Source organism: Bradyrhizobium sp. 172 (assembly GCF_023101065.1).
GTDB lineage: Bacteria > Pseudomonadota > Alphaproteobacteria > Rhizobiales > Xanthobacteraceae > Bradyrhizobium > Bradyrhizobium canariense_D.
This window is the reverse complement of sequence record NZ_CP064701.1, coordinates 5,615,231-5,637,144: the sequence shown is the minus strand read 5'-3', so window position 1 is coordinate 5,637,144 and position 21,914 is coordinate 5,615,231. Positions and strand designations below refer to the sequence as shown.

At 64.4% G+C, this 21,914-nt stretch carries 18 protein-coding genes; 14 read left to right on the top strand and 4 right to left on the bottom strand.

Annotation, left to right across the window (positions count from 1 at the left end):
• Window positions 1–32 precede the first annotated feature (32 nt).
• The gene (locus IVB07_RS27110) at window positions 33–1,307 is read right to left on the bottom strand and encodes a serine hydrolase domain-containing protein (protein ID WP_085352118.1); all 1,275 of its coding nucleotides are present in this window, start codon (window positions 1,305–1,307) and stop codon (window positions 33–35) included.
• A 171-nt stretch (window positions 1,308–1,478) separates the two neighbouring features.
• On the opposite strand from IVB07_RS27110, the gene IVB07_RS27105 reads away from it, so the two are divergent.
• A complete protein-coding gene (locus tag IVB07_RS27105; protein ID WP_247300285.1) occupies window positions 1,479–2,396 on the top strand; it encodes an intradiol ring-cleavage dioxygenase in 918 nt (305 codons plus the stop codon).
• A 30-nt stretch (window positions 2,397–2,426) separates the two neighbouring features.
• Here IVB07_RS27105 and IVB07_RS27100 read toward each other — a convergent pair whose 3' ends face one another.
• Window positions 2,427–3,320 (bottom strand): LysR family transcriptional regulator, encoded by an 894-nt coding sequence (locus IVB07_RS27100; RefSeq protein ID WP_247300283.1) that lies wholly within the window; start codon window positions 3,318–3,320, stop codon window positions 2,427–2,429.
• Between the two features lie 101 nt (window positions 3,321–3,421).
• Here IVB07_RS27100 and IVB07_RS27095 point away from each other — a divergent pair, with 101 nt between their 5' ends.
• Together IVB07_RS27095 and IVB07_RS27090 are read left to right on the top strand one after the other, a co-directional pair.
• The gene (locus tag IVB07_RS27095) at window positions 3,422–4,291 is read left to right on the top strand and encodes an NmrA/HSCARG family protein (RefSeq protein ID WP_247300280.1); all 870 of its coding nucleotides are present in this window, start codon (window positions 3,422–3,424) and stop codon (window positions 4,289–4,291) included.
• A 42-nt stretch (window positions 4,292–4,333) separates the two neighbouring features.
• Window positions 4,334–5,008, top strand: coding sequence for an SDR family oxidoreductase (locus IVB07_RS27090; protein WP_247300278.1), 675 nt, complete (start codon window positions 4,334–4,336; stop codon window positions 5,006–5,008).
• 23 nt (window positions 5,009–5,031) lie between these two features.
• Here IVB07_RS27090 and IVB07_RS27085 read toward each other — a convergent pair whose 3' ends face one another.
• Together IVB07_RS27085 and IVB07_RS27080 are read right to left on the bottom strand one after the other, a co-directional pair.
• The gene (locus IVB07_RS27085; RefSeq protein WP_247363493.1) at window positions 5,032–6,768 is read right to left on the bottom strand and encodes a bifunctional protein-serine/threonine kinase/phosphatase; all 1,737 of its coding nucleotides are present in this window, start codon (window positions 6,766–6,768) and stop codon (window positions 5,032–5,034) included.
• Between the two features lie 55 nt (window positions 6,769–6,823).
• Complete coding sequence (locus tag IVB07_RS27080) at window positions 6,824–7,663, bottom strand: formate/nitrite transporter family protein (protein ID WP_018457093.1); 840 nt, start codon at window positions 7,661–7,663, stop codon at window positions 6,824–6,826.
• 674 nt (window positions 7,664–8,337) lie between these two features.
• On the opposite strand from IVB07_RS27080, the gene IVB07_RS27075 reads away from it, so the two are divergent.
• From IVB07_RS27075 to IVB07_RS27025, 11 genes are all read left to right on the top strand, one after another.
• Window positions 8,338–9,657 (top strand): CmpA/NrtA family ABC transporter substrate-binding protein, encoded by a 1,320-nt coding sequence (locus IVB07_RS27075; RefSeq protein ID WP_085352121.1) that lies wholly within the window; start codon window positions 8,338–8,340, stop codon window positions 9,655–9,657.
• A 60-nt stretch (window positions 9,658–9,717) separates the two neighbouring features.
• On the top strand, window positions 9,718–10,614 hold the full coding sequence (gene ntrB, locus IVB07_RS27070; protein WP_018457091.1) for a nitrate ABC transporter permease: 897 nt from the start codon (window positions 9,718–9,720) through the stop codon (window positions 10,612–10,614).
• Between the two features lie 11 nt (window positions 10,615–10,625).
• Entirely contained in the window at window positions 10,626–11,420 is a 795-nt protein-coding gene (locus tag IVB07_RS27065; RefSeq protein WP_247363492.1) for an ABC transporter ATP-binding protein, read from the top strand.
• A 338-nt stretch (window positions 11,421–11,758) separates the two neighbouring features.
• Window positions 11,759–13,138, top strand: a complete 1,380-nt coding sequence (locus IVB07_RS27060) for an MFS transporter (protein WP_018457089.1) — start codon at window positions 11,759–11,761, stop codon at window positions 13,136–13,138.
• 119 nt (window positions 13,139–13,257) lie between these two features.
• Entirely contained in the window at window positions 13,258–13,686 is a 429-nt protein-coding gene (locus IVB07_RS27055) for a globin family protein (protein ID WP_026233298.1), read from the top strand.
• Between the two features lie 10 nt (window positions 13,687–13,696).
• A complete protein-coding gene (locus tag IVB07_RS27050; protein ID WP_256469915.1) occupies window positions 13,697–14,914 on the top strand; it encodes an FAD-dependent oxidoreductase in 1,218 nt (405 codons plus the stop codon).
• 15 nt (window positions 14,915–14,929) lie between these two features.
• Complete coding sequence (locus IVB07_RS27045; protein WP_018457086.1) at window positions 14,930–17,635, top strand: nitrate reductase; 2,706 nt, start codon at window positions 14,930–14,932, stop codon at window positions 17,633–17,635.
• A 229-nt stretch (window positions 17,636–17,864) separates the two neighbouring features.
• Window positions 17,865–18,770 carry an SMP-30/gluconolactonase/LRE family protein gene (locus tag IVB07_RS27040; RefSeq protein WP_026233297.1) on the top strand — a complete coding sequence of 302 codons (906 nt, stop codon included), beginning with the start codon at window positions 17,865–17,867 and terminating at the stop codon, window positions 18,768–18,770.
• Window positions 18,771–18,815: 45 nt separating this feature from the next.
• Complete coding sequence (locus IVB07_RS27035) at window positions 18,816–19,655, top strand: aldo/keto reductase (protein WP_018457083.1); 840 nt, start codon at window positions 18,816–18,818, stop codon at window positions 19,653–19,655.
• A 185-nt stretch (window positions 19,656–19,840) separates the two neighbouring features.
• Window positions 19,841–20,782, top strand: coding sequence for a DMT family transporter (locus IVB07_RS27030; protein WP_018457082.1), 942 nt, complete (start codon window positions 19,841–19,843; stop codon window positions 20,780–20,782).
• A gap of 59 nt (window positions 20,783–20,841) precedes the next feature.
• Complete coding sequence (locus IVB07_RS27025; protein ID WP_026233296.1) at window positions 20,842–21,912, top strand: zinc-binding dehydrogenase; 1,071 nt, start codon at window positions 20,842–20,844, stop codon at window positions 21,910–21,912.
• The last annotated feature ends 2 nt before the right edge of the window (window positions 21,913–21,914 follow it).

Sequence of the window (21,914 nt, the reverse complement as noted above, 5' to 3'; positions counted from 1 at the left end):
GGCTCTGATGCCGCGGAATCGGTGCATTTTTCTCAGAGATTGCTCTCGGTGATCGCAGCGTAGACCATGCTGCGCAGCTCGCGCCGGAGCGGGTAGGCGCTCGACGGCAGCACCTGCGTCATGAAGATGGTGATCAATTCTTCGGCCGGGTCGATCCAGAACGAAGTCGTGGCCGCGCCGCCCCAATTGTATTCACCGGGGCTGCCGGCGACCAGCGTCTCGGCCGGGCGCATCGTCACGGCGAAGCCGAGGCCGAAGCCGATGCCGTTGTAGGCGGCTTCCGCGAACAGCGAGCGCGACACTTCCGGCAGCGAGCGTCCACCCGGAATGTGGTTGGTCGTCATAAGCGCCAGCGTCTTCGGCCCGATCAACCTGACGCCGCCGAGTTCGCCGCCATTGAGCAGCGCACGGCAGAAGGTGAGATAGTCGGCCGTCGTCGAGCACAGCCCGCCGCCGCCCGAAATCAGGGACGGCGGTGAGAGGAACGAACTCTTGGTTGGATCATCCTGCAACGTCAGGCCCTCGCGGCGCTGGCCGGCATGGAAGGTCATGCCGCCACCCGGGTCGGCCGAGTAACAGGCAGCGAACCGGTGGGCCTTGGAAGCCGGCACGTGGAAATCAGTGTCGGTCATGCCGAGTGGATCGAGAATGCGCTGTTTCAGGAACTGCTCGAAGGGTATGCCGGAGATCTTGCCAATGAGGTAGCCGAGCACGTCGGTCGAAACCGAGTAATTCCAGGCCTCGCCCGGCGAGAACTCCAGCGGGATTTTTGCAAGGCTCTCGATCATGGTCTGGAGCGTGCCGGATTTCTCGACCTCGCCGATCTTTTCGGCGCGGTAGGCGGCATCGACGTTCGAGCGCTGCTGGAAGCCGTAGGTGAGGCCGGAGGTGTGGCGCAGGAGGTCGACGATCAGCATCGGCCGCGACGGCGGCCGGGTCAGGAAGGAAGGCGCAGTGCCGGCGACGAACACACCGAGATCCTTCCATTCCGGAATGTACTTGGCGACCGGCTCATCGATCGCGACGAGGCCTTGCTCGACCAGCATCATGAAGGCGACGCTGGTGAGCGGCTTGGTCATGGAATAGATGCGATAGATCGTGTCGTCCTTGACGGGCAGCTTGCGCTCGACGTCGGCAAAACCCTGCACCGTACTGTGGGCGATCTTGCCACGGCGATAGACCAGGAGATGCGTGCCCGGGAAGCGACCGGCATCGATGTACCGGCTCTTCAGATGCGCATCGACGCGGTCGAGCGCGGCCTTGGACATGCCCACGGATTCGGGCGAGGCGGGGGTGGGGGCGAGCATCAGTTCCTCCGGGCAGTTTTGTCCGACGTTGATAGCCGATATGGCGGTCTCATTCCAACCCGGTCGCGCTTAACGCCGGCCGGCTGTTTGGTGTAGGCTTCACGTTGGAACGCCTCCAAGCAGCCCAAAAGATCCCCGACGGGCCAATGAGAAAACGCAGGCAAACGCACCATGACCCAGTTCAACGAGACCGAACTCACCGAAGCCGTCGTCCGGAGCTTTGACCGGACACCCGACCCCCGCGCGAAATTCCTGCTCCAGGAATTGGTGAAGTCGCTGCACGATTACGTGACCAAGACCGGCCTCACCTTCGAGGAGTGGGAATACGCCATCGATTTCCTGACCCGCACCGGCCAGAAATGCACGGACACCCGGCAGGAATTCATCCTCCTGTCCGACGTCCTCGGCGTCTCCATGCTGGTCGATGCGGTCAACCACCGCGAGCGCGAGGGCGCCACCCAGACTACCGTGCTCGGGCCGTTCTATGTCGGCGAGCACAAGGTGACGGCGCACGGCACCGACATCTCTCCGAACAATCAAACCGGCGAACGGATGTTCGTGCAGAGCCGTGTCACCGATCTCAAGGGCAAGCCGCTCGCGAATGTCCCCGTCGACGTCTGGCATGCCGACGATGACGGCTTCTACGACTCGCAGAAGCCGAACTATGACGAGGTCGGCGCCTCGGCGCGGGCGCGCTTCATCACCGACAGCGACGGCCGCTTCTTCTTCCGCACCATCTTGCCGTGCAGCTACCCGATCCCGACCGACGGGCCGGTCGGCGAGATGATCGTGCAGACCAACCGCCACCCGATGCGCCCGGCGCATGTGCACTTCCTGGTCAATGCCAAGGGCTACGAGCCGCTGATCACCCACGTCTTCATGGACGGCGACAAATATCTGGATTCCGACGTTGTGTTCGGCGTGAAGGACGACCTCGTCGCCAAGGTCGAGCCGCGCAACGATGCGGCGATGCCCGACGGCACCAAGGCCAACGGGCAGTGGCACCTGATGAGCTACGAATTCCACCTCAAGCCCGGCGGCGGCATGGCGCCGAAGCCGCTAGGGATGAAGGCGGAGGAGCCGGCCTGACCGTGAGGCGCGAGCGGCGAGCGCCGCGCCTCATCTCCCGATAAAGGCTGCCAGCTCGTCAGGCGTCCCCATCGGAAAGGCTTCTTTCATGAAGTCGAGGAAGGCGGATACCCGCGCGCTCAGGAGCCGGCGTGATGGATAGAGCGTCCACAACGCGATCTCTGGTCCGTCGATGTCGCCCCAATGTACCAGCGTGCCGACAGTCAGGTCGTGACTGACCAGTGACACCGGAAGGCGCGCGGCGCCGACGCCGGCCCGGACCGCGTCGCGGACCATGACGAGCGATGACAGGCGCAGGACCGGATCAATCGCGATCCGCGATCTTCCGCCTGGCATCGTCACTGCCCAGCTTGTCAGCTGGTCGCTTGGTCCGCGCATGACAGCCGGCACAGCGATACCCTCCCTCGGTCGTTTCAGGTCCGGGCTTGCCACGACCACCAGCCGATCGCGCAGAAAAATTCGTCCGACAAGGCTGTCATCTGGATCGGGATTGACCCGGATGACGAGGTCATACCCTTCCTCCACCATGTCGACGGAGCGATCTTCCGTCGTGACCTCAAGACGGACCTCCGGGTATCTGAGCGCGAACCCGGCCGCGAGGTTTCCCATTGCAGTCTGCGAGAACAGCATAGGCGCGCTGATCCGCAAGCGCCCCCGCGGCCTGTCCCCACCCGACGCGATCGCTGTCGCCGTCTCGTCGAGCTCTGTGAGCAAGGCTCCCGTCCGCTCGTAAAGGGCACGTCCTTCCTGCGTGAGTTTCAGGGCCCGCGCGCCACGCTCGAACAGGCGGAGGTCAAGCGCGGCTTCCAGCTCGGCGACCCGCCGGGACAGGGTGGCTTTCGGGCGTCCGGCGGCCCGCGCGGCCCGTCCGAACCCGCCGTGCCGGGCGACAAGATTGAAATCGGCGAGTGCGAGCAGGTCCATCGTTCCACCAGTGAGACGGTCTGTCCAGATATAGCGGCTATCGGTTCGTTTGTGGATCGCTAATTTCCGGGTGTCTTCTGACCCAACCCGGAGTGATCCCCATGACCATCCTCGTTACCGGTGCAACCGGCACCATCGGCCGCCACGTCGTCGAACAGCTCGTCAAGCGCGGCGCCGATGTCCGTGCTCTCGCCCGCGATCCAGCCAAGGCAAACCTCCCGGCAGGCGTCACCGTCGTGCAGGGCGACCTGCTCGACGTCGACTCGCTCCCCAGCGCATTCAAGGGCGTCTCGACCCTGTTCCTGCTCAACGCAGTGGTGCCGGATGAATTCACGCAAGCGCTGATCGCGCTCAACGTCGCCCGCGAGGCTGGCGTCGAGCGGGTCGTGTACCTCTCGGTGATCCACAGCGATCGTTACGTGAACGTCCCGCACTTTGCCGGCAAGTTCGGCGTCGAGCGGATGATCGAGCAGATGGGCTTCAACGCCACCATCCTGCGCCCGGCGTACTTCATGAACAACGACGTCACGATCAAGGACGTGGTGACCGGATACGGCATCTATCCGATGCCGATCGGGAGCAAGGGGCTCGCGATGATCGATGCGCGCGACATCGGCGAGATCGCGGCCCTCGAGCTCATCCGTCGTGAGCGCGCCGCATCACCGCTTCCGCTCACGCGCATCAATCTCGTCGGTCCTGATACGCTGACCGGCGCGAAAGCCGCCGCGGTCTGGTCGGAGGTGCTGGGCCGCACGGTCGCCTATCCCGGTGACGATACCGCCGGCTTCGAGAAGAATCTCCGGCAGTTCATGCCGAGCTGGATGGCCTACGACATGCGGCTGATGAGCGAGCGTTTCCTCACCGAGGGAATGGTCCCCGAAGCCGGCGACGTCGAGCGTCTGACCGCGTTGTTGGGCCGCCCCCTGCGCTCCTATCGCGACTTCGTCTCCGAAATCGCGGCCTCTGCCTGACGGCATGGGCACGTCCCCATCACGACAACGAGGACTCCCATCATGACCTCTTCAATCGCCACTGTTCCGGCGGATCCGCAAGGTGCGACGAAGATATTGGTGCTTGGAGCGACCGGTGCCACCGGTCGCCTGATCGTCAACCAGGCGGTGGCGCGAGGCTACGACGTCACCGTGCTGGTGCGTTCCGCCGAGAAGGCACGTGACATCACGGGGGCGAAGCTCATCGTCGGAGACGCCCGCGATGAAACAGCCCTGCGCGCAGCCCTCAAAGGCCGTGAGGCCGTGGTCAGTGCGCTGGGTACACCGGTAAGCCCGTTCCGCGAGGTGACGCTTCTCTCGACCGCGACGCGCGCACTCGTGAGCGCGATGAAGGCCGAGCAGGTCTCGCGGCTGGTTTGCATCACCGGAATGGGCGCCGGCGACAGTGCCGGGCACGGCGGCTTTGTCGCCGACAATGTGATCTTTCCGCTTCTCCTGAAGAAGGTGTACACCGACAAGGACCGGCAGGAAGCAATCGTCAAAGACAGCGGGCTGGACTGGGTCCTGGTTCGCCCCTCGATCCTGAACAACAAGCCCGGCCGCGGCTCGGTCCGGGCCCTGACGGATCTTTCGGGCTTCCATGGCGGTAGCATCGCGCGCGAAGACGTTGCGACATTCGTGCTGGATCAAGTGCGCGCCGATACCTGGCTGCATCGGTCTCCGCTGATCACGTGGTGATGCTTTGCGTGGCGACACCCGGATCAGCGCGCGTGCAACATCGCAAGCAGGACCACGACGACGCAGGCGAGCGCCGCCGTGGTCAATTTCCAGAACATCAGCGGGCTGCGCTCCAAGAGCGGCGTGATCCGCGTGTCGAGATAGGCCGGATTGGGTGTGCGAAGCTCGAAGACGAATTCGGACAGATCCTCGTGCCGCTTGTAGGGATCCGGATGCAGCGCACGTCTGAGCGCGCCGTCGACCCAGGCGGGCACGTTGCTGTCGTCATCGGCCGGGCGGTATTTGAGCCTCCGCACGTCCGCCTTGCGCCGGATCCTGGCGATTTGGGTGCCATAGGGAAGCTTTCCCGTCAGCATCTGGTAACAGATCACGGCGAGCGAAAACATGTCGGAGCGCGGCGAGCCGCCTTGCCCAAGAAAATATTCCGGCGCCGTGTACTGGACCGTTCCCAGAATTTCGTCGGTCTCGTCCTGCGGGGCGGCTTCCGCGACGCCTGCCACCTTGACCGATCCGAAGTCGATGATCTTCGCGGTGCCGGTCTTGTCGATCAGGATGTTGTCGGGCCTGAGGTCCTGATGCAGCATTTCCATGCGGTGGAAGGCGCGCAGGCCCGCGGCGATTTGCTCGACCAGTCCGCGCACGGTTTCGAGATCGGGGCGCGGATTGTCCGTCATCCATTGCCGCAAGGTCTGACCTTCGACGAATTCGGTCGCGACGTAGAGGTAACCGCGCCGTTTCGACTGTGACAGCGGCTTCAGCACGTGCGGGCTGTCGATCCGGCGCGCGATCCACTCCTCCATCAGGAAGCGCTTCAGGTAGGCGGCATTGTCGCGCAAATCGATCGACGGCAGCTTGAGCGCGACCGGCTCCTCGGTCACCGCGTCGACGGCAAGGTAAATATGGCTGCGGCTGCTGGCGTGGATTTCGCGGACGATCTTGTAGCCGTCGAAGACGGCCCGCGGCTCCGGCAGCGGGGGAAGCGGCAGCTGGGAGGTCTGGTTGAAGATGCCGGCCGGCTCGCGCTGCGGCACCGCATCGATGCGGAGGATCTGGACTGTGATGTTGTCGTCGCTGCCGCGCCGGTAGGCTTCCTCGACGATCGCCTTCGCCGCTCCGTCGAGCTCGGCTGCATGGTCGCTGAGCGCACTCGTGACAAAACGCGCGTCGACGAATTCATAGGCGCCGTCGGTCGCCAGCAGGAACGTGTCGCCAGTCTCGATCTCGAAACTCTGGTAGTCGATCTCGAGCTGCGGATTGATCCCGAGCGCACGGCCGAGATAGGTCTGCTCCGAGGACACGATGATCCGGTGATCGTCGGTCAGCTGTTCGAGCGCCTTGCCGGCCACGCGGTAGACGCGACAGTCGCCGACGTGGAAGATGTGCGCGGTGGTCGCCTTGATGACCATGGCGCTCAGCGTGCAGACATAACCCTTGTCACGGTCATAGGCATATTGGCTCTTGCGCGTCTGCGCGTGGAGCCAGGAATTGGTCGCGTCCAGCACGCGGCGGGCGGAGGTCTTCACCGTCCAGGATTCCGACGTGCAATAATAGTCCATCAGGAAGCTCTTGACCGCCGACTCGCTGGCGATCTGGCTCACCGTGCTGCTGGAGATGCCGTCGGCGAGGACGGCTGCAATGCCCTTCAGGCTGAGCATCGGCTCGTCCGGAACGAGGACGCCGTGAAAATCCTGGTTGATGGGCTTGCGACCCTTGTCGGAATGCTGGCCGACCGAGATCTGAAGTCCGCGAGTCATCGTCATCACCGGCAAAGGGGAGCCTCACCCTGATCGGGCGAGGCTCTCCTGTCGAGACGTATCAGGCCGCGACGCGGGGCGACGTGGCCTTGCCGGCCTGGCGCTTCGGCTTGGTCATGACGTGCGTGGCGTAGAGGGTCATGCCGGTGAAGGCGAGGCCGCCGACGAGGTTGCCGAGCACCGTCGGGATCTCGTTCCAGATCAGGTAATCCATGATCGAGAATTTTGCGTGCAGCATCAGGCCCGACGGGAACAGGAACATGTTCACGACGGAATGCTCGAACACCATGTAGAAGAACACCAGGATCGGCATCCACATCGCGATGACCTTGCCGGGGACCGAGGTCGAGATCATGGCGCCGACCACGCCGGTCGAGACCATCCAGTTGCAAAGCATGCCGCGCAGGAACAGCGTCGCCATGCCGGCCGCGCCATGCGCAGCGTAGCCCAGCGTTCGGCCTTCGCCGATATTGCCGATCGCGGTGCCGATCTTATCGGGGTCCTGCGTGAAGCCGAAGGTCGTGACGAAAGCCATCATGAAGGCCACGGTGAAGGCGCCGGCGAAGTTGCCGACGAAGACGAGGCCCCAGTTGCGCAAGACGCCACCGATGGTGACGCCGGGGCGCTTGTCGATCAGCGCGAGCGGGGAGAGCACGAACACGCCGGTCAGGAGGTCGAAGCCCAGCAGATACAGCATGACGAAGCCGACCGGGAACAGCAGCGCGCCGATCAGCGGCTGCCCCGTGTTCACGTTGATCGTGACGGCGAACCATGCCGCGAGCGCCAGGATGGCGCCGGCCATGTAGGCGCGGATGATGGTATCCCGGGTGGACATGAAGACTTTGGACTCGCCCGCATCCACCATCTTGGTGACGAATTCCGAAGGCGCGAGATACGACATCGATGGTTCCTTTTGCTTCCTAAGAAAGAGATCTCGCCCTCCTGCGAGAGCGATTGAACGTCACTGCCCGTGCGGGCTGACCTGCCGCGCACGAGGCGATGGAGAGTTGGAAGCCTTTGGGATTGCGTCACGACGACCGAGCCGAGGAGGGCCGCGAAGCAGTTGAGCTTCCGGGATGCAGCCGCCAGCGCCTGCATCAATGCGGCAAAGCCGCAGTCTTCATTGACGTAAATGGAGAAGCAAGTTGCGTGCCGTGTGCTGGGCTCATAAAAAGCAAGCAACATCAATCTGGTAGAGCTTTGGCTGCCCCGGCTTTTGCGCTTGATGCGGCCTTTTGCTTGGGCTGCTGCACAACTGTTGTGCGCCGCACAATTATTGGGCAGCCGCAAATTTCGCGAGCGGAACGGGCCTGCGACAGACTGGCGCGCTGCCTGTAGCATACTGATCTTTCGAGATTTTCTACGTTGTGGCGCTTGGCACGAAGCTTGAATAGTTCCAGCCCGACGCCATTGAAGCCGTCCCGCGAGACTTCTCATCCGAATTGCCGACGCCACCAGACGGGGGTCTCCCCGCCTCGCGTTCGCATGCGCAGCTTCAGGCGTCGCCGGACCGGATGGGCTGCTCGTGTGCACTGACGCAATCATTCTGCAACGACGCAAAGGACGATATCGCCCATGACCAAGCGCACCCGCCGGCCGTCGGACACTGGCCTCAGCCGCCGTCAATTGTTGAAGGCCGCCGGCTCGACCGCCGCACTCCTGGCCGCCGTAAAACTCAATTTCCCCGCTGGCGCCTTCGCGCAGGACGCCGGCCCCGAGGTCAAGGGTGCCAAGCTCGGCTTCATCGCGCTGAGCGATGCCGGCCCCTTGTTCGTCGCCAAGGACAAGGGCCTGTTCGCCAAATACGGCATGCCTGACACCGACGTGCAGAAGCAGGCCTCCTGGGGCACCACGCGGGACAATCTCGTGCTCGGCTCAGAAGGCAACGGCATCGACGGTGCGCACATCCTCACCCCGATGCCGTATCTGATCTCGGCCGGCAAGGTGACGCAGAACAATCAGCCGACGCCGATGTACATCCTGGCGCGGCTCAATCTCGACAGCCAGTGCATCTCCGTCGCCAACGAATATGCCGACCTGAAGCTCGGCGTCGACGCCACGCCCTTCAAGGCGGCGCTGGAGAAGAAGAAGGCCTCAGGCAAGGCCGTGAAGGCCGCGATGACCTTCCCCGGCGGCACGCATGACCTCTGGATCCGTTACTGGCTCGCCGCCGGCGGGATCGATCCCGACAAGGACATCGAGACCATCGTGGTGCCGCCGCCGCAGATGGTGGCCAACATGAAGGTCGGCACCATGGATTGCTTCTGCGTCGGCGAGCCCTGGAATCTGCAATTGATCCATCAGAACATCGGCTACACCGCCATCAACACCGGCGAACTCTGGAACAAGCATCCGGAAAAATCCTTCGGCATGCGCGCCGCCTTCGTCGATAAATATCCAAAGGCCTCGAAGGCGCTGCTGATGGCGGTGATGGAAGCGCAGCAATGGTCGGACAAGGCCGAGAACAAGGCCGAGCTTGCCGCCATCATGGGCAAGCGGCAGTGGATGAACTGCCCCGTCGAAGACGTGCTCGACCGCACCGCTGGCAAGTTCGACTACGGCATCCCGGGCAAGGTGGTCGAGAACTCCCCGCACATCATGAAGTATTGGCGCGACTTCGCCTCCTATCCGTTCCAGAGCCACGACCTCTGGTTCCTCACGGAGGACATCCGCTGGGGCAAGTACGAGGCGAATTTCGACACCAAGGCGCTGATCGCCAAGGTCAACCGCGAGGACATGTGGCGCGATGCGGCCAAGACGCTCGGCGTCGCAAGTGCGGAGATCCCGGCCTCTACGTCGCGCGGCAAGGAGACCTTCTTCGACGGCAAGGTGTTCGATCCGGAAAATCCCGCTGCCTATCTGAAGTCGCTCGCGATCAAGCGCGTCGAAGTCTGATGGAGCCAGCGGCCGCCTCCGGGCGGCCGCATCGTCTTTTGCAGCCGGAGAGATATTGCGATGAAGATGCCCGCCACGAAGATCGAGGTTGAGACCGCGAAGCCTGCGAGCGCTGCCGCGCCGGTCGTCGCGATGACACCGAAGCGGCCGCCGCGATCGGAGACTTACGCGCGGATGGCGCGGGAGACCGCCGTGCGCGTCATCCCGCCGCTCGTCGTGGTCGCGTTGCTCATGCTGATATGGGAGCTGGTCTGCCGTCGCGCCGGCTCGGCGCTGCCGCCGCCGTCAAAAGTCTTCAAGGACACCAAGGAGCTGATCCTCGATCCGTTCTTCGACCATGGCGGCATCGACAAGGGTCTGTTCTGGCATCTCTCCGCCAGTCTCCAGCGCGTCGCGCTCGGCTATTCGCTCTCCGCCATCGCCGGCATCGCGCTCGGCGTCCTGGTCGGCCAGTCGGTCTGGGCCATGCGCGGGCTCGATCCGCTGTTCCAGGTCTTGCGCACGATCCCACCGCTGGCCTGGCTGCCGCTTTCGCTCGCGGCCTTCCGTGACGGCCAGCCGTCGGCGATCTTCGTCATCTTCATTACCTCGGTCTGGCCGATCATCATCAACACCGCGGTCGGCATCCGCAACATTCCGCAGGACTATCGCAACGTCGCCGCAGTGGTGCAGCTCAACCCGCTCGAGTTCTTTGCCAAGATCATGATCCCTGCCGCCGCGCCCTACATCTTCACGGGACTTCGCATCGGCATCGGCCTGTCATGGCTCGCGATCGTCGCCGCGGAAATGCTGATCGGCGGCGTCGGCATCGGCTTCTTCATCTGGGACGCCTGGAACTCCTCGCATATCAGCGAAATCATCCTGGCGCTGTTCTATGTCGGCATCATCGGCTTCGTGCTCGACCGCCTGATCGCGGGCGCCGGCAAGATCGTCACCCGCGGCACCGCGCTGAATTAAAGGGGAAGCACATGACCGCTTATCTGAAGCTCGACCATATCGACAAGATTTTCACCCGCGGCGCAGCCTCCACGGAGGTGCTGAAGGATATCAATCTCACCATCGACAAGGGCGAATACGTCTCGATCATCGGCCATTCCGGTTGCGGCAAGTCGACCCTGCTCAACATCATCGCAGGCCTGACCAACGCCACCATGGGCGGCGTGCTGCTCGAGAACCGCGAGGTGAACTCGCCGGGACCGGATCGCGCGGTGGTGTTCCAGAACCACAGCCTGTTGCCATGGCTGACCGTGTACGAGAACGTCCGGCTCGGCGTCGACAAGGTCTTCGCCAAGACCAAGAAGCGCTCCGAACGCGACGCCTGGGTCATGCACAATCTCAACCTCGTGCAGATGGCCCATGCCAAGGACAAGCGGCCCTCGGAAATCTCCGGCGGCATGAAGCAACGCGTCGGCATTGCCCGCGCGCTTGCCATGGAGCCGAAAGTATTGCTGCTCGACGAGCCTTTCGGCGCGCTCGACGCACTGACCCGCGCGCATTTGCAGGATTCGGTGATGGCGCTGCATCAGAAGCTCGGCAACACCATTCTGATGATCACCCACGACGTCGACGAGGCGGTGCTGCTGTCCGATCGCATCGTCATGATGACAAATGGGCCGAGCGCGCGCATCGGCGAGGTGCTGGAGGTGCCGCTGGCGCGGCCGCGCAAGCGGCTCGAACTCGCGACCAACGTCACTTACCTGAAGTGCCGGCAGCGCGTGCTCGAATTCCTCTATGAGCGTCATCGCTTCGTCGAAGCCGCGTAGGCGCGTCACCAACAGATGCTCACGCAACGCCTAATTTTGAATCATCAAGCTCAATCCTTGTGCGGCGCACAGGGATTGAGCGAATCGCAAAATTTGCGTGCGAAATAGTGCTGCAAGAATTTGGGGCACGACGAACAAGCTCCTGAATTTCCTGCGTTTCCGGAATGCGCGCAGTTGGCACGGAAATTGAAACACCGGCCGCGACGCCAACGACGACGTCCCTCAACATCATCAATCAGCATCGTGAACTCGCCACCGGGGCTTGGCCTCGGCGCGCGCCTCCGTGGCCGGAGGCTGAGCCTGCAACGACGCAGCGGTGAGGCAAGAAGGGATACTCAATGACGAAGAATCCAACCTGGATTTCAGACTGGCGCCCCGAAGATGAGGCGTTCTGGAATGCGACTGGCAAGACTATCGCGCGACGCAACCTGATCTGGTCGATCGTGGCCGAACATATCGGCTTCTCGGTCTGGCTGATCTGGAGCATCGTCACCACCAAGCTGCCGCAGGCGGGCTTCCACTACACCACCGACCAGCTGTTCCAGCTCGTCGCGGTGCCCGGGCTGATCGGCGCGTTGATGCGCTTTCCCTACACCTTCGCGGTGACGACCTTCGGCGGGCGCAACTGGACCATCTTCAGCGCGGCGATCCTGCTCATTCCGACGCTTTCGCTGGCCTATTTCGTCGGCCAGCCCGACACGCCGTTCTGGCTGATGCTGCTGATTGCCTCGACCGCCGGTCTCGGCGGCGGCAATTTTGCCTCCAGCATGACGAACATCTCGTTCTTCTTCCCCGACCGGATGAAGGGGTGGGCGCTCGGACTGAATGCGGCCGGCGGCAATATCGGCGTCTCCAGCGTGCAGCTCCTGACCCCGATCCTGATGACGCTCGCCGTCATCAACCTGTTCCAGGCATCGCCCGTCGACGGCGTCTTCCTCCAGAACGCCGGCCTGATGTGGGTGCTGCCGATCGCGATCGCGGTGTTCGGCGCAGTGTTCTTCATGAACAACCTGACCACGGCCAAGTCGTCGATCAAGAACCAGCTCGCCGTGGTCAGGCGCAAGCACACCTGGATCATGGCGTATCTCTATATCGGCACGTTCGGCTCCTTCATCGGCTACTCGGCTGCATTTCCGCTGTTGATCAAGACCCAGTTCCCGCAAGTCACCATTGCGATCGCGTTCCTGGGGCCGCTGGTCGGCTCGCTGTCGCGGCCGCTCGGCGGCTGGCTTGCCGACAGGATCGGCGGCTCGGTGATCACGTTCTGGAATTTCATCGTGATGGCAGGCGCGACGATCGGCGTGCTCTACTTCGTCGGGCACAAGGATTTCATCGGCTTTCTGTCGATGTTCCTGGTCCTGTTCGTGACGACGGGGATCGGCAACGGCTCGACCTACCGCATGATCCCCTCGATCTTCCGCGAGCAGAATTTGTTCAGGGTGCGCGGCAAGGGCGATGCGGAGCGCGCGGTCGCCTTGAAGACGGCGAGCATCGAGAGCGGTGCTGCGGTCGGCTTCATCGGCGCGGTCGGCGCCGTTGGCGGCTATCTGATCCCGACCGGGTTCGGCAAGTCGATCGCGCTGACCGGCGGGCCGCAGCTCGCGCTCGCGATCTATCTCGGCTTCTACGCCTCCTGCCTCGCGCTGACCTGGTGGTTCTATCTGCGTCGCAGCCCGCAGGGCGAAGGCGCGTCAAGCCTCGCCGGCGCGCGTGTCTAATACTTGGTACGAATCTCGCTTCTCCCCATACGCGGGGAGAAGCATTGCCCGACAGTTTGACAATGAACCTGGTTCGCAATGGCGCGCACCAAGGCAAACCCAACAGGCAGGAGAACATCATGACGCCGGAACAGATCACCCTCGTGCAGCAGAGCTTTGCCAAGGTCGCGCCGATTTCCGCGCAGGCCGCGGTGCTGTTCTACGATCGCCTGTTCGAGGTGGCGCCATCCGTGCGCGCGATGTTCCCCGAGGACATGACCGAGCAGCGCAAGAAGCTGATGGGCATGCTCGCCGCCGTCGTCGGCGGTCTGTCGAATCTGGACTCGATTCTTCCGGCGGCCTCCGCGCTTGCGAAGCGTCACGTCGGCTACGGCGCCAAGGCCGAGCACTACCCCGTGGTCGGCGCGACCTTGCTGTGGACCCTGGAGAAGGGCCTTGGCGAGGCCTGGACGCCCGAACTCGCTACCGCCTGGACCGACGCCTACGGCGTGTTGTCCGGCTACATGATGTCCGAGGCCTACGGCGCACAGTCGCAGGCCGCTGAATAGGAGATGCGTTGTGAGTGAACCGCTGGTCATTGTCGGAAACGGTATGGCGGCCGCGCGTCTGGTCGACGAGCTCGCCAAGACCGCACTCGGCCGCTACGCGGTCGCCGTCATCGGCGAAGAGCCGCGGCTCGCTTACAACCGTGTTCTGCTCTCCTCCGTGCTGGCCGGCGAGACCGGCTCGCACGAGATCGAGCTCCGACCCGCCGACTGGTGGCGCCATCGCGGTGTCACGGTGCGCTACGGCTATCGGGTCACCGAGGTCGACACCGGCCGACGCGAGCTCAAGATCGAAGGCGAAGAGAGCATGGAATATTCCAAGCTCGTGCTCGCCGTCGGCTCGACGCCGCTACGGCTCAACGTGCCCGGCGCCGATCTCGCCGGCGTGCACACCTTTCGCGATACCCGCGACGTCGACCTGCTGCTGACGCTCGCGGCCGCCAGGAAGCGCGTCGTCGTGGTCGGCGGTGGTCTGCTCGGACTCGAAGCGGCCTACGGCCTCGCCAAGGCCGGAGCGCCGGTGACGCTGCTGCACCTGATGGACCGGCTGATGGAGCGCCAGCTCGATGCCTCCGCCGCGGACCTGCTCAAGACACTGGTCGAGCGCAAGGGCATTCGTATCCTGCTCAATGCATCCACAGCGCGCATCCACGGCGAAGGTCATGTCCAAGCGGTCGAGCTTGCCGACGGCAGCCGCATCGAGGCCGATGCGGTGATCTTCGCCGCCGGCATCAGGCCCAACATTGCGCTCGCAAAGGACGCCGGCATCGCAGTCAACCGCGGCATCGTCGTCAACGACGAGATGCAGACGGCGTCACCCGATATCTACGCGCTTGGCGAATGCGCCGAGCATCGCGGCACCTGCTACGGCCTCGTCGAGCCCGCCTACGAGCAGGCGCGCGTGCTGGCGCGGCATCTCGCGGGCCGTCCCGCGGCCTATCAGGGCAGCGTGGTCTCGACCAATCTGAAGGTGTCGGGCGTCAGCGTATTCTCCGCGGGCGACTTCATGGGCGGGGAGGGCAGCGAGAGCCTCGTGCTGTCAGACCGCAGGCGCGGCACCTACAAGAAGCTCGTCATCTCCGACGGCCGGCTCACCGGCGCGGTGCTGATCGGCGATACCGTCGATGCGCTCTGGTATCTCGAGCTGATCCGCAATCGTGACAAGGTGGCGGCGATCCGCACCGACATGATGTTCGGCCGCGCGCTCGCGCGTCCCTCCAAAGCGGCTTGATTGAGGCGGCTCGATATGACGGCGATCGATCCCACGCTCCGCGCTACCAAAACGACCTGTCCGTATTGCGGCGTCGGCTGCGGCGTGCTGGCGACGCCAGACGGCAAGGGCGGCGCGGCGATCGCGGGCGATCCCGATCATCCTGCCAATTTCGGCCGGCTGTGCTCCAAGGGCTCGGCGCTCGGCGAGACGGTCGGGCTCGAAAGCCGGCTGCTCTATCCGATGATCCGCTGCAAGGGCGTGCTCGAACGCGTCGCCTGGAGCGATGCGCTCGATCACGTCGCCCACCGCATGCAGCACATCGTCGCGCGCGACGGCGCCGACGCGGTCGCATTCTATCTCTCGGGCCAGCTGCTGACCGAGGACTATTACGTCGCCAACAAGCTGATGAAGGGCTTTGTCGGCACTGCGAACGTCGACACCAATTCGCGGCTCTGCATGTCGTCATCGGTCGCCGGTCACCGCCGCGCCTTCGGCGCCGACACCGTGCCCGGCTGCTACGAGGATCTCGACCAGGCCGATCTTCTGGTGTTCGTCGGCTCGAATGCCGCCTGGTGCCATCCCGTGCTGTTCCAGCGCATGCTGAAGAACCGGCAGGAGCGCGGCGCGCGCATGATCGTGATCGATCCGCGCCGCACCGACACCGCGACCGACGTCGATCTGTTCCTCGGCCTCAAGCCCGGCACCGACACGGCGTTGTTCTCCGGCCTGTTCGTTCACCTCGCCGACAATGGTGCCCTGGATCAGGACTACATCGGGCAAAACACGTCGGGCTTTGACGACGCGCTGGCGCGCGCACGCAGCATCGCCGGCAGCATCACCGCGACCGCACTGGCGACCGGCCTCTCCGAGCAGGACGTTGCCACCTTCTTCAAGATGTTCCGTGACACGCCCCGCGTCGTCACGCTGTACTCGCAGGGTGTCAATCAGTCGGCGCAGGGCACCGACAAGGTCAACGCGATCCTGAACTGCCATCTCGCCACGGGGCGCATCGGCAAGCCCGGTGCCTCGCCGTTCTCGCTCACCGGCCAGCCCAACGCGATGGGCGGCCGCGAGGTCGGCGGCCTCGCCAACCAGCTCGCCGCACACATGAACTTCACGCCGCCGGACATCGATCGCGTGCGGCGGTTCTGGAAGGCGCCGCGTATCGCGACCCATGAAGGGTTGAAGGCGGTGCAGCTGTTCGAAGCCATCAACCGCGGCGAGGTTAAGGCGCTGTGGGTGATGGGCACCAACCCCGCAGTGTCGCTGCCCGACGCGGACTTCGTGCGCGAGGCGCTGAAGAAGCTCGAGCTGTTCGTGGTCTCCGAGAACGTGCTCTCCAACGACACGGTCGATGCTGGCCCGCACGTGCTGCTGCCCGCGCTCGCCTGGGGCGAGAAGTCGGGCACCGTGACCAATTCCGAGCGCCGGATCTCGCGCCAGCGTTCGTTCCTGCCGGCGCCCGGCGAGGCGCGGCCGGACTGGTGGATCCTGAGCGAAACCGCAAAACGCCTCGGCTTCGGCGACAGTTTTAATTACAAATCCGCAGCCGACATCTTTCGCGAGCACGCCGCGCTCTCGGCGTTCGAGAACGATGGCAGCCGCGACTTCGATATCGGCGCGCTGACCTCGCTGTCCGACGAGGGCTTCGACGCGTTGAAGCCCGTGCAGTGGCCCGCGCGCGAAGGCCAGGCGCCCGGCGAGCGCTTCTTCGCGGCCGGCGGGTTCTTCACCAATGACGGCAAGGGCCGCTTCGTCGCGCCGGAGGTGCCGGCGCTGCGCGGCGAGACCGGGCCGTCGCGGCCGCTGCGGCTCAACACCGGGCGCATCCGCGACCAGTGGCACACCATGACGCGCACGGGCCTCAGCCAGCGGCTCGGCGCGCATCTGCCCGAGCCGTTCGTCGAGATTCATCCCGATGACGCCGGCAGATACAACGTCGTTCATGACGGCTATGCCCGCATCACCACCGACTACGGCCAGTGCACCCTCAAGGTCGTCGTCAGCGACCACCAGCAGCGCGGCACGCTGTTCGCGCCGATCCACTGGAGTGCGATGAACGCCTCGCACGGTCGCGTCGGGGCGCTGGTCGCACCGTTCACCGATCCGTTTTCGGGGCAGCCGGAGTCCAAGGCGACACCAGCCGCGATCGTGCCTTATGAATACGTCTTCCGCGGCTTTGCGTTGTCGCGCAAGCAGCTGGAGCTGCCACCGAACCTGATGTGGACCCGCGTCACTGTTACCGGCGGCTTCGGCTACCTCTTCGCCGACAATGCGGACCTGTCGCGCTGGCCGGCCTGGCTCGGTGGCGTTGCCGGCGAGGACGTCGCCGACTATCGCGACCTCGGCGGCGGCGTTTATCGCGCGGCCTCGTTTGCCGGCGACCGCATCGAAACCTGCCTGTTCGTCGGCCCCGCGCATGATGCCGGGGACTGGGAGGTGGTGAAGAGCCTGTTCGTGGCCGACCACGTCACCGATGAGCAGCGGCGCATGCTGCTGTCCGGCAAGTCGAGCGAGGGCGCGGTTTCGACCGGTCCTGTCGTCTGTGCCTGCTTCGGCGTCGGCCGCGGCACCATCTGCGACACCATCGCCGCAGGCGCGCGCACAGCCGCCGAGATCGGCGCAAAGCTCAAGGCCGGCACCAATTGCGGCTCCTGCATCCCCGAGCTGAAGCGCCTGATCGCGACGACCGAAATTGCGCCGGCGAAGCATGCCAAGCACGCGGGCGCGGCGGGGTAGGGGCGACTTTCTCGGTCGTCGCGCATACTCCGCCGTCATCGCCCGGCTTGACCGGGCGATCCAGTACGCCGAGACGCCTGTGATCAAGCGCTAAGGCCACTGCGTACTGGATTCCCTGCTTTCGCGGGGAATGACAGCGAGGGCGGGGCGCTATGCTTCGGCCCAATCGACGCACGCCTCATTGTGCCCTATGGTGCCGCGCTCTCGCCCTCAACACGCAAAAACAACAATGATGTACCTGGAAACGCCGCCGCGCCTGATCGAGACCAGACTCTTTTCCGCCATGCCCGACAAATTCCGCCGCAAGGGCGAGCGCACCGATTGGGCCGATGCCAACCGGCCCGGTGTGCCGACGGATTCCTTCATCGAAGGGCCGTCGTTCGACAAGGATGGCAATCTCTACATCGTCGACATTCCCTTCGGCCGCATCTTCCGCATTGCGCCCGACGGTGAGTGGTCGCTGGCGATTGAATATGAGGGCTGGCCGAACGGACTGAAGATTGCGGCGGACGGCCGCATCCTGGTCGCCGACTACAGGCACGGCATCGTGGAGTTCGACGCCAGGGCAGGGCGCATTGCGCCGGTGCTGACCTCGCGCAACTCGGAGTCTTTCCGGGGCTGCAACGATCTGCATCTCGCGTCCAACGGCGACATCTATTTCACCGACCAGGGACAGACCGGCCTGCATGACCCCAGCGGCCGCGTCTATCGCCTGACGCAAAGCGGCCGGCTCGATTGCCTGATCGACACTGGTATCAGCCCGAATGGCCTGGTGATCGATCCAACCGAGACCGTGCTGTTCGTCGCAATGACGCGCGACAACGCGGTGTGGCGGCTGCCGTTCATGAAGGACGGCAGCGTGTCGAAGGTTGGCCGCTTCTGCTCGCTGTTCGGCACGAGCGGCCCTGATGGCATGACAATGGATGCCAAGGGCCGCCTGTTCGTCGGTCACGCCTCACTCGGCCATGTCTTCGTGTTCGCGCCCAACGGCGAATTGATTGCGCGGGTCAAGTCGTGTGCAGGTCCGAATTGCACCAATGTCGCCATTGGTGGCGCGAAGAAGGATCGGCTCTACATCACGGAGTCCGCAACCGGTAGCGTATTGGTCGCTGACATCGGCGTATTGAACTCTTGAGCGCGACGGCGGTTGCCTCAGCGAACGAGTGGTATCGGAGCAAAGATGAACACGAAACCCTTCGGCAAAACGGGTGCCAGCGTCTCCGTCATCGGGCAGGGCACATGGTATCTCGACCATGGCGATCGCAAGCGCGCGATCGCGGCGCTTCAGCGCGGGCTCGACCTCGGCATGACCCACATCGATACCGCCGAGATGTATGGCGATGCCGAACTCGTCATTGCGGATGCGATCGCGGGCCGACGCGACGAGGTTTTCTTGGTGTCAAAGGTGCTGCCGAGCAACGCCTCGCGCCGCGGAACCATCACCGCCTGTGAGCGCTCGCTGAAGCGGCTGAAAACCGATCGGCTCGACTGCTATCTGCTGCATTGGCGCGGCTCGTATCCGCTGGAGGACACCGTCGCCGCATTCGAGGAACTGGTGAAGGCCGGCAAGATCAAATCCTGGGGCGTCTCCAATTTCGATGCCGATGATCTCGACGAGATCCTCGACGCCGCCGGCGAACACCGCATCGCCTGCAATCAGGTGCTCTATCATCTGAAGGAACGCGCGATCGAGCACGCGGTGATCCCGTGGTGCGAACGGCATGGTGTCGCTGTGGTCGCCTATTCGCCATTCGGCCACGATGATTTCCCTGCGAGCAACAGCAAGGGCGGCGCGGTGCTGGCGCGCATCGCGGAGGCGCGTCGCGCGACGCCGCGCCAGGTCGCACTGAGCTTCCTCACCCGTGCAACTACGGTGTTCGCGATCCCGAAGGCGTCGTCCGCGGAACATGCCGGCGACAATGCTGCGGCCGGCGATCTGGTGCTGACGAAAGACGAGATCGCGGCGCTCGATGCGGCGTTTCCGCGCGGTCCGAAGCCGCGCGGCCTGCCCATGCTGTAGTGCACAAACGCCCGTTATTAATGGAGTCTTGACGTGCGCGGACGTGAGCGCATATCGGCATCCTGTTTTCGGAAGTTGTGAAAGCGGCGCAATTATCGTTTTTTACGATCATTCCCGATTCGCATTCCTAGGTTCCAGCCGTGACCCCGCCGCCCGCCGCAGCCGCAAGGCTCGACAGTATTCCCATGCCCATGCCGGAAAAGAAGCCGCAGGCGCGACGGGCGCCGGCGCGCGTCGATCACCCGTTCAAAGGCATCGCGCTGGTGCTGCTGTCGACGATCTTTCTCGGCTGCTCCGATGTTACCGCGAAATATCTGTCGTCGAGCCTGCCGTCGATCGAGATCACCTGGATCCGCTTCGTGACGTTTGCGCTGATGTTCACGCCGGTGATGCTGCCGGGCTCGCCGCTCCATGCGATGCGCACCGAGCGCCTCGGCCTGCAGTTGATGCGCGGCGCGGCATTGCTCGGCTCTTCGCTGTTCTTCATCACCGGCCTGAGCTTCCTGCCGATCGCAGAAGCGTCCGCGACCGGCTTCGTCTCGCCGCTGTTCGTCACCGCGCTCTCGATCGTCTTCCTGAGCGAGAAGGTCGGCATGCGCCGTTGGATCGCGACCGCGATCGGCCTGACCGGCGTGCTGATCATCCTGCGCCCGGGCTCCAGCGCGTTTCACGCCGCCGCCTTCTTCCCGATCGTCTCGGCGTTCTGCTGGGCCGCGGCGCTGATCCTGACGCGCATGATGAGCGGGCGTGAAGCCGTCCTCACCACGATGGCCTATTCGGCGCTGACGGGCGTTGCGATCCTCTCCCTGATGGTACCGTTCGTCTGGGTCACGCCGACCTGGACGGCGATCGGGCTTGGTATCGTGATCGGCGTCGCCTCCACCGTCGGCCAGTGGATCATCGTGCTGGCCTATCGCTACGGCGATGCCTCGGTACTGGCGCCGTTCTCCTACACGCAGTTGCTGTGGGTGAGCATCCTCGGCTTCTTCCTGTTCGGCGAAGTGCCTGATGTCTGGACCGTCACCGGTGCGGCCTTCATCGTCGCCAGCGGCCTCTACATCGCCCATCGCGAGCGCATCCGCCGCGCCCAGCTCCTGATCCTGGAAGAGCGTTCCCCGAACCCCTGACGCAAGATCGCGCGTCCGCTTCGTGCTATCGACGGCTCCAACAAGACGGGAGGAGCCGGATGCGCGCTGCGATTTTCAGGAACGGTGAGATTGTCGTCGACAGAATGGCCGAGCCGAAGCCCGGCCCCGGCCAGGTGCTGGTCAAGACGCTCGCCTGCGGCATCTGCGGCTCCGATCTGCACGCGCGCCAGCACGCCCACCGCATGGTGGAGATGGCGCGAAAGACCGGCCGCAAGCCGATGGATCTCGCCCGCGACGTCGTGTTCGGCCACGAGTTCTGCTGCGAGATCGTCGACTTCGGCCCGGGGACCGTGCGCAAGCTCAAGTCGTGCACGCGCGTCTGCTCGCTGCCAGCCCTCGTAACGCCGCAGGGCATCGAAGGCATCGGTTACTCCAACGACAATATTGGCGGCTATGCCGAGGCGATGCTGCTGAGCGAAGCGCTGCTGCTCGAGGTGCCCAACGGTCTCGCGCCGGAGCATGCCGCGCTCACCGAACCGCTCGCGGTCGGCGTTCACGCCGTCGCCAAGGCCAACATCCGAGGCGGCGAAGTGCCGCTCGTGATCGGCTGCGGCCCGGTCGGGCTAGCGGTGATTGCGGCGCTGAAGCTCAAGGGCCTGCATCCGATCGTCGCCGCCGACTATTCGCCGGCGCGGCGCGCGCTTGCGGCAAAGCTCGGCGCCGATGTCGTCGTGGATCCACGGGTGTCGCAGCCCTATCTGACCTGGGCCGAGCATGCGCAGATGTCGGAGGCGGAGAAGGCCGCGCGGCCGCCGTTGCTGCCCGCGCTCAAACCCGCGATCATCTTCGAATGCGTTGGCGTGCCCGGTCTCTTGCAGCAGGTGTTCGAGGGCGCTCCGCGCGATGCGAGGATCGTCGTGGTCGGTGTGTGCATGGAGACCGACAGGAGCGAGCCCATGCTCGGCATCATGAAAGAGCTCAACGTCCAGTATGTGCTCGGCTACACGCCGGACGAATTCGCGGCGTCACTGCGCCTGATCGCGGAGGGGCAGGTGGATGCGGCGGCAATGGTGACGGCGGAAGTCGGCATCGACGGCGTTGCAAAGGCTTTCGCCGATCTCGCCAATCCTGAGGCTCACACCAAGATCATCGTGCAGCCGTGGCGGTGATG

Bases quoted from the DNA above. Each gene is read 5' to 3' on its own strand.
- IVB07_RS27110 (WP_085352118.1), bottom strand. From the start codon at position 1,307: ATGCTCGCCCCCACCCCCGCCTCGCCCGAATCCGTGGGCATGTCCAAG.
- IVB07_RS27105 (WP_247300285.1), top strand. From the start codon at position 1,479: ATGACCCAGTTCAACGAGACCGAACTCACCGAAGCCGTCGTCCGGAGC.
- IVB07_RS27100 (WP_247300283.1), bottom strand. From the start codon at position 3,320: ATGGACCTGCTCGCACTCGCCGATTTCAATCTTGTCGCCCGGCACGGC.
- IVB07_RS27095 (WP_247300280.1), top strand. From the start codon at position 3,422: ATGACCATCCTCGTTACCGGTGCAACCGGCACCATCGGCCGCCACGTC.
- IVB07_RS27090 (WP_247300278.1), top strand. From the start codon at position 4,334: ATGACCTCTTCAATCGCCACTGTTCCGGCGGATCCGCAAGGTGCGACG.
- IVB07_RS27085 (WP_247363493.1), bottom strand. From the start codon at position 6,768: ATGACGATGACTCGCGGACTTCAGATCTCGGTCGGCCAGCATTCCGAC.
- IVB07_RS27080 (WP_018457093.1), bottom strand. From the start codon at position 7,663: ATGTCGTATCTCGCGCCTTCGGAATTCGTCACCAAGATGGTGGATGCG.
- IVB07_RS27075 (WP_085352121.1), top strand. From the start codon at position 8,338: ATGACCAAGCGCACCCGCCGGCCGTCGGACACTGGCCTCAGCCGCCGT.
- ntrB (WP_018457091.1), top strand. From the start codon at position 9,718: ATGAAGATGCCCGCCACGAAGATCGAGGTTGAGACCGCGAAGCCTGCG.
- IVB07_RS27065 (WP_247363492.1), top strand. From the start codon at position 10,626: ATGACCGCTTATCTGAAGCTCGACCATATCGACAAGATTTTCACCCGC.
- IVB07_RS27060 (WP_018457089.1), top strand. From the start codon at position 11,759: ATGACGAAGAATCCAACCTGGATTTCAGACTGGCGCCCCGAAGATGAG.
- IVB07_RS27055 (WP_026233298.1), top strand. From the start codon at position 13,258: ATGACGCCGGAACAGATCACCCTCGTGCAGCAGAGCTTTGCCAAGGTC.
- IVB07_RS27045 (WP_018457086.1), top strand. From the start codon at position 14,930: ATGACGGCGATCGATCCCACGCTCCGCGCTACCAAAACGACCTGTCCG.
- IVB07_RS27040 (WP_026233297.1), top strand. From the start codon at position 17,865: ATGATGTACCTGGAAACGCCGCCGCGCCTGATCGAGACCAGACTCTTT.
- IVB07_RS27035 (WP_018457083.1), top strand. From the start codon at position 18,816: ATGAACACGAAACCCTTCGGCAAAACGGGTGCCAGCGTCTCCGTCATC.
- IVB07_RS27030 (WP_018457082.1), top strand. From the start codon at position 19,841: ATGCCCATGCCGGAAAAGAAGCCGCAGGCGCGACGGGCGCCGGCGCGC.
- IVB07_RS27025 (WP_026233296.1), top strand. From the start codon at position 20,842: ATGCGCGCTGCGATTTTCAGGAACGGTGAGATTGTCGTCGACAGAATG.